Source organism: Chlorobaculum thiosulfatiphilum (assembly GCF_006265165.1).
Classification (GTDB): Bacteria; Bacteroidota; Chlorobiia; order Chlorobiales; family Chlorobiaceae; genus Chlorobaculum; species Chlorobaculum thiosulfatiphilum.
On record NZ_VDCH01000044.1, the window covers coordinates 1 to 7736 of the forward strand.

General features: G+C 51.9%; 6 protein-coding genes. 2 read left to right on the plus strand and 4 right to left on the minus strand.

Annotation, left to right across the window (positions count from 1 at the left end; all coding sequences use genetic code 11):
* Positions 1–133: 133 nt before the first annotated feature.
* The gene (locus tag FGF66_RS12100) at positions 134–1438 is read left to right on the plus strand and encodes a hypothetical protein (protein ID WP_139457886.1); all 1305 of its coding nucleotides are present in this window, start codon (positions 134–136) and stop codon (positions 1436–1438) included.
* Between the two features lie 9 nt (positions 1439–1447).
* Positions 1448–2290, plus strand: a complete 843-nt coding sequence (locus tag FGF66_RS12105) for a glycosyltransferase family A protein (protein WP_139457887.1) — start codon at positions 1448–1450, stop codon at positions 2288–2290.
* Between the two features lie 247 nt (positions 2291–2537).
* Here the strand turns inward: FGF66_RS12105 and guaA are convergent, their stop codons facing one another.
* The 4 genes from guaA to FGF66_RS12755 all read right to left on the minus strand — a co-directional run.
* Complete coding sequence (guaA, locus tag FGF66_RS12110) at positions 2538–4091, minus strand: glutamine-hydrolyzing GMP synthase (RefSeq protein ID WP_139457888.1); 1554 nt, start codon at positions 4089–4091, stop codon at positions 2538–2540.
* Between the two features lie 30 nt (positions 4092–4121).
* Complete coding sequence (locus FGF66_RS12115; RefSeq protein ID WP_170181374.1) at positions 4122–6368, minus strand: penicillin-binding protein 1A; 2247 nt, start codon at positions 6366–6368, stop codon at positions 4122–4124.
* 90 nt (positions 6369–6458) lie between these two features.
* The gene (locus FGF66_RS12120; RefSeq protein WP_139457890.1) at positions 6459–7382 is read right to left on the minus strand and encodes an alpha/beta fold hydrolase; all 924 of its coding nucleotides are present in this window, start codon (positions 7380–7382) and stop codon (positions 6459–6461) included.
* Positions 7383–7440: 58 nt separating this feature from the next.
* The coding region (locus FGF66_RS12755; RefSeq protein WP_170181375.1) for a hypothetical protein at positions 7441–7736 on the minus strand (296 nt) is incomplete at its 5' end.

A 7736-nucleotide genomic window follows, 5' to 3' on the forward strand; every position in this document is an offset into this window, starting at 1 on the left:
GCAAAGTCGAAAAACTGTTTGATCATCCCAATGTTCGCTATGCCAAGAATTGATACCTTTATTGGCCGGAGTAATAATCTGCTTTCTGTTAGGTGGTCAGCAATAGCTTACTTCGATTCAAGGGATCATATTCGTGATTAGATATTACGTCAAAGATATAGGCGCTCGATATGAAGAGCTTGTAGAAAAAGCAATCCTTGAAATAATTAGTAATAGTTTCTCGATTGATAAAGAGAAAATTAAAGTAACCCTAAAAAGATACAAGAAAATTTGCGGTAATACTGGTCGTCGCTATAGTGTAGATTGGACCTATGAAGATTCCGAGCGCTTAGTAATTATCGAGTGCAAATTTAGGGATGGTTCCTTATGTGGGGATTCAGAAGTGCGAACGTTTTATACGTGGTGCCAAGACATTCAACTTGCTTATAGTGAAAAGGAGGTTTACGGGATAGTTATCGCGAATACTACATTCCGGCTGTCAACAATTCGATTTGCCTCTCTATTTCCGTATGGGAATAAAAAATATATATCATTATACACAGTAAACACTAGCAAAAGAGATCCATTTTGCATTCTGCTTCAGAACTATTCTGGAACAGTTGGTGAGGTAATGGCAAGCTTTAACGGAATTAATACAACTTCAGGTATTCAGGACTTGAACCTATCATTAGATGATATGATTATAATGTCCCTATCTCGTCTTGGAGGAGTTTCTGAAAAAATAAATATTATTGCCCCTGCTAGTGTTGGCTATCAATCGTATCCGGCATTACAGATGTTAACCAACGCTCTTTTTCATAAGAATTTAATAATAGAGACCATAGCCTTTTCGAAACCAATAATTAAGTTGATACCCGATCTTATTAAGACACCATATTCAAAGGATATTTTGGAAAGCTCATTAGAAATTTTGGCGGTGTACCTTTTAGCGTCTCAGGCGTACTACGCGAAACAAGGGAAAGGTCTGCCTAATAAATTGCTATCATATTCAATTGAATTAATTCGCCACTCATGGAAAAATCCACCACCGAATGCAATAGCTTCAATTTGTCATTTAGTAACTACTGAGTTGGCGCGTCGTAATAATATTTCAGAAGCCATTACTTATAGTAATATGGCTGAAAATATTTATCATCAGCGACATTGCGTTGATCTGCCGCATAACTTGGAATACCTTGTTAGGACAAATCCTTTGGCGTTAGCCCATGTGTATTTAGATAATAAAAATTTAGTTAAGAGTGAAAATATTATTGATGAAATTGCTGCTTCAATTGCTGTTTTTCCATCTTTTCGTCATAAAATTGCAGCGAAGCAAAACGTTATGACGTTGCTTTACAAACGGGCAAATATAATCTATGGAGCGCATCACGTGCAGACCCGTGATGCGTATCAGAGGCTTTCAAATTTTCGAAATCAATCCGGACTTGGAATTTGGTAGGAGTTTTAGATGTTTGAACGAGAAGTCAAAAAGAGTAGTAAGGTATCTGTGATTACACTTACCAACAAGAGAGACGATACGCTTATTCGAGCGATAGAGTCTGTAAAGAACCAGAATTACGATGGTGAGATTGAACATATATTGGTTAATGATGGGAATTTGTTTGTCAATTCAAAAAAATCAAGCTTATTAGAGGCTTACCCTTTTCTTAGAATCATAGATGTTGATATTAGTACTTATAAAGGGGAATTTCATTCTTTATATATACCATCGAGAATTTCATTACTGCGAAATATTGGGATAGATAAATGCTCTGGATATTTGATATGCCAACTTGGTGATGATGATTATTATCTGCCAAACCATATAAATTCACTGGTTAATACTCTTATTGCTAATCCTGATGCTGGAGTTGCCTATAGCTGGCGTTACTTAGTGCATTCTGATGGTTCGCCATGTGTCGAACCTTTTTATCCATGGAGTTCGGCTTACCCACGATTATCTACTAGCGGGGTGGCATTATCTAAATATGTATATGAAAGATTAGTTGTTTCTGGAATAAGAGATGTCAATTCCAATATTGTAAAGGATATGGTATTAACATCTGAAGGAGAACCGGTGTATACGGTTGATACAAATGAACTAATGGTACGTCGTGACGTACATCGATTAATTCCATTTCGAGTCAAGTTTAATTGGCGTCAAATGATTGAGGACTATTCAGAGGATTATTGTTTCGTAAAAGAGTGCCATGAGTTCGGAATACTCTTTGCTTGTAGCTCAGAGGCCACATTAGTTTATACCATTGGTGGCTTTTCTAATAATCAACGCCTATGGGCGGAGAAGAAATAAAAAGCTATTACTTAATTCACTAGGACAATCATTTATGCCGCGCAAACGTTGCGGCTTTATTCTTGCGTTCCTTAATCGCGTTTTTGTGTGCTGGTGATGTCCAGTGTTATGGACATTTTTATTGCTCTAAAATCTTACGTTATTTCGTCAAAAAATCCTTTTGGTTATTCAATCCTTCTTTCCCAAACAAACAACCCCGCCGAAATCGACGGGGTTGTTTCATATCTCCAAAAATCTCTCTTCCTCCTCACTCCCACTCAATCGTCGCCGGCGGCTTGGACGAAATGTCGTACGCCACGCGGTTGATGCCTCTTACTTCGTTGATGATGCGGTTCGAGACTTTGGCGAGGAAGTCGTGCGGGAGGTGCGCCCAGTCGGCGGTCATGCCGTCGGTGGATTCCACGGCTCGCAGGGCGAGGACGTTTTCGTAGGTGCGTTTGTCGCCCATCACGCCGACCGATTGCACCGGCAGGAGCACAGAGAAGGCCTGCCATACCTTCGAGTAGAGGCCGCTTGATTTCAGCTCATCGATGAAAATCTGGTCGGCGTCGCGCAGCACGTCGAGCCGCTCCCTCGTGAGCGAGCCGAGCACGCGCACGGCGAGGCCGGGGCCGGGGAAGGGGTGGCGCATCAGAATGTCCTCGGCGATGCCAAGCTCGCGTCCGACGGCGCGAACCTCGTCCTTGAACAGCTCGCGCAGCGGCTCGATCAGCTTGAGCTTCATGCGCTTCGGCAGGCCGCCGACGTTGTGGTGCGACTTGATCATTTCGGACGGCCCCTTGACGCTGACGCTCTCGATCACGTCCGGGTAGAGCGTGCCCTGCACGAGGAACTTCTCGTCGTGGATGTTCTCTTCGAACACCTGGATGAAGGTGCGGCCGATGATCTTGCGCTTCTTTTCCGGCGAGGCCACGCCTTTGAGCCGTCCCAAAAAGAGGTCGGAGGCGTCGGCGAGTGAAATGTTCAGGCCGAGCGGCTTGAGAAACTCCATCACCTTTTCGGACTCGTCCTTGCGGAGCAAACCGTTGTCAACGAAGACGCAGTGCAGCTTCTCGCCGATCGCCTTGCTGACGAGCACGGCGGCCACCGTGGAATCGACGCCGCCGCTGATGCCGCACACCACGGTCGAGTCGCCCGCGACGCGCTTGATCTCCTCGATCTGGTGCTGGATGAAGCTCTTCGGCGACCAGTCTGGCGTGATGCCCGCGATGTCGATCAAAAAATTCGAGAGCAACTGCTTGCCGTAGAGCGAGTGCTGCACCTCCGGGTGGAACTGCAAGCCATAGACCTTGAGCGCGGCCTTGCTGCCGAAGCTCTCGATGGCGCACATCTCGGCGTTGGCGGTACTGGCCGTGACGCGGAAGCCGTCGGGCAGTTGCGTGACCTTGTCGCCGTGGCTCATCCAGACATCCGAATCCGGAATCTCCCGGAACAACAGGCTTTCGTGCTCCTCCTCATGGCTCACCAGCATTTTGGCGCGTCCGAACTCCTGCTTCGACGAGCTTTCGACGTTGCCGCCGAAGTGCTTGGCGATAGCCTGCAAACCATAGCAGATGCCGAGCACCGGTACGCCAAGGCTGAACACCTCCGGATCGGGCATGAACGCCTTTTCGTCATAGACGCTGTTCGGGCCGCCGGAGAGGATGATCGCCTTCGGCTGATGCGCCTTGATTACCTCGGCCTTCGTGTGGTAGGGAAGGATTTCGGAGTAGATGCCGATTTCGCGGATGCGCCGCGCGATGAGCTGGGTGTACTGCGAGCCGAAATCAAGGACGATGACCGATTGAAGAGATGTTGCCATGGTTGATGTTGAAACCGGGTAAAATATTGCTTAAAAAGGTTCTGGCGGCGCTGCTGATGGCGCGGGCGCAGGGGTGGGCATTGCCCGCGAGCCGCCGGTGCTGTCCGGAAGCTCGACCGCGCCGGAGTTCACCGGTGCAGGGCTGCTGTTGAAATCGCCAGCCTGGTCGCGCGCGTAAGCTTTCGGCGTGTAATATTCGACAGTGACGTTATGGTTCAGCACGTCGGGCGACTCCGATGAACCCGCGCTTGGCACGGCAATGACGTTGTCGGGCATCGGGAAGTAGCGGTTTTCAAGCTTGAGCGATGGATCGGTATAGCTCTTTTTCATGAAGTTCGCCCAGGCAGGCAAAGCCGCTCTGGCACCCTGTCCATACTCCATCGAGGTGAAATGAACCCGCTCGTCGTCAAATCCCGCCCACACTACGGCCACGAGCTGGGGGGTGAATCCGACGAACCATGCATCCCGGTGGCTCTGGGTCGTGCCGGTTTTGCCGGCGGCCTCCATGTCGAGGCCGTATCTGGCCCTTGCGGCGATGCCCGTGCCCCGGTCGATCACATCCTTGAGCATACTGACCATGATGTAGTTGGTCGCCGGATCGAGGCCCAGATGGGTGCTTGGCTGGTGTTCGGCGATGACGCGGCCGTTCTTGTCGAGCACCTTGAGCACCGGCAGCACGTCGCTCCATGCGCCGTTATTGGCGAAGGTGGTATATGCTCTGGCCAGTTCGAGCGGCGAGACCTCCGAGGTGCCGAGCGCGATCGACAGGTTGGGCTGCATGGGAGAGCTGATGCCCATGCGGCGAGCATAGTTGATGATTTCCGATGGACTCAGGAACTCGTAGGCGAGCCTGACCGTGACCTGGTTCAGCGAATGGGCCAGAGCGTAACGCAAGGTGGTCATGCCGCCGGAGTTGCCCTCGGAGTTTCTGGCTATCCAGACGCCTCCGCTTCCGCTTCTCAGCGCGAGGGGCTGGTCGAGAATCCGGTAGTTTGCCGGAATGCCCTGGTCGATGGCGGCGGCGTAAACGAAGGGCTTGAAAGCCGAACCGGGCTGGCGTTTGGCCTGCCAGACATGGTCGAACTGGTAGCGGTAATCGTCCGGCCCGAGGTTGGTGCCGCCAACCCAAGCCTTGACATGGCCGTTCGATGGGTCGAGGGCGACCAGAGCCATCTGCACCCGCGTTTTCTGATGGAGCAGATTTCTGATCCAGGCGGCATCGGCTCTCAGGCGGGCAAGCGCCACGTTTGCAGGAATGCCCTCCTCGTTGACCATCTCCTTGTATCGGGCGCTCTCTTTGATGAACTGCGTCTTGAGGGACTCGGGGCATCGCCAGCTCCGGTCGAACTGCGCCTGCAAGTACGCAGCCTGTTCGGCAATGGCCTCCTGGGCATAGCGCTGCATACGGCTGTCGAGCGTGGTCTGGATGGTCAGGCCGTCGCGGTAAACGTTCACCCCATCGAGCATGGAGCCAGACTTGACGGTCTGGCGAATGTACTCGGTAAAATAGGGCGCGAGGCCCTGATGGCTGATTGGCGTATATCGCAGTACGAGCGGCGTCGCCTTTGCCTTGACGGACTGGGCGTGGGTGATGAAGCCCTCTTTTTCCATCAGGCCGATGATCAGGTTCCGCCGTGAACGCGACGAGGAGGGATCCTTCGACGGATCGTAGGCCGTCGGGTTTTTCAGCGTGGCGATCAGGGTGGCGCTTTCGGGAATGGTGAGCTGGCTGGCCGGTTTGCCGAAATAGGTCTGGGCCGCCGACTCGATGCCGTAAGCACCGGAGCCGAAGTAAACGGTGTTCAGGTAAAGGGCCAGAATCTCATCCTTGGTATAGGTTCGTTCGAGCTGGATCGCCGTGATCAACTCTTTGCCCTTCCGGCTCAGGGTTCGCTCCTGGGTGAGGAAAAGGTTTTTGGCGAGCTGCTGCGTGATGGTGCTCGCGCCTTGCCAGCGGGTGCGGCCCTTGACGATGTTCTCGCCGATGGCAATGGTCAGACGCCGGAGATCGACACCCCAATGCTTGTAAAAGGCCACATCCTCGGTAGCGATGAGCGCCGCCGGAGCCCATCGGGAGATCGACCTGAGCGGCACGAAGGTTCTGTTTTTCAGGAAAAATTTGTGCAGAAGCACGCCGTCTTCCGAATAGACCAGAGAGGCCAGCTCCGGCTTGGGATTTTCGAGTTCCTTGAGACTGGGAAGACCTCTGAAAAGATCGATGCCGAACAGCGCGCCTGCACCGAGAATAACGACAAGGAGGATACCGGTAATTTTCATAACACTTTTTTTGCTCACGTGGACACGGGTTCAGGATGGTGAATCATAACCGCCTGTTCTCAACAGGAGCGTTTGCTCCGCTGAATTATTTCATTGAATCTGCACCCGATCGGCCAGAGGCGCGGCGGGCTGAGTCTTTTTATAAAAATGTTCCGCAAAATCAAAATGTTTTTTCAGCTCCTCGACGAAGCGCGGGGTATCTTCGAGCATCGGAAGGTGGCCGAGGCGCATGAACTGCACCAGCCGGGTGGGTGACGATGCGGCAGCCTTGCGCTTCTCGAAAAGCGTCACGGTGCCTTCGGGAGGAATGGTGTGGTCGGCCATTCCGACGCAGCAGAGCACTGGCGAGGCGATCTCGATGACGTTCCTGGTGTAGTTGCGAAGCGCTTCGGGATCGATGGAGAAATGGCCGACGGCGTTGGTTGCCGCTTTGTCCGAAGTGGTGAAATCCTCGATGATGATGTCGCAGTACTCCTTGCTGATGTGCCCGGTTGCCGCGCGTTTGATGAAGAGCGTACGCAGCGGCTCGACCTGGAATGCGTTCCGGAAATTCATCGAAACATCGATCAGCCCGCCGAGGAACATGAGGCCGAGCGAGGTGAACGGCGTCTCCTCGAAAATGCCGCAGGCCAGAATGGTCGATGAAAGCAGCGCGTCGCGGTAGCGCAGGCACAGCTCCGTGGCCACCATGCCGCCCATCGAGTGGCCGACGATGTGCAGGTTCCGCGATTTGTCGAGGCCGAGATGCTCGATCAGCGCGCCTGCTTCGTCCGAGAATCCGCGAATCGTGAAATCGGGCAGGAACCCCTCGATCGAGGTTTTGCCGGTGCCGCTCTGGTCGTAACAGACGCAGCGGAAATCGCTCTTGAGCCGGTCGATGGCGGGTTTCCAGTAGCGGGACGAAATCGCCCAGCCATTGACGAAAACAATCGCCGGTTTCTCTTTCTGCGATGGATCGTTCTCCGCCGTATCCTCATAGAAGAGGCGGCAGCGCGAGGTGGTCAGATAACTCATGGGCACACACGGTGGTTTGCGCTCTGTAAAAAAATTGAACTGAAATATACCATATAGATTATGAATGATGAATTATGAATGCTGAATGAAGAGCAAAGCGAATGGTGGTGGTGACTGGCAGGGTCGCCCCGGCGTGTTCGGCCGGAGCCATCCCGAAAGCAAAAAAGCCTGTCCGGATTTCCGCGGCCTGCCCGCGCCGTCCACCAGGCACACATCGTCCATTCAATCCATTTCGTCCATCAGGGCAAGCTGTTTTCGAAGCTTCAGGATATTTATTGGGCATCTCTAAAAAGAGCGATTTGAAATATTCTTCTGACCAGCGACATCGAAACAAGGCGATATTGCCCTGCAAAC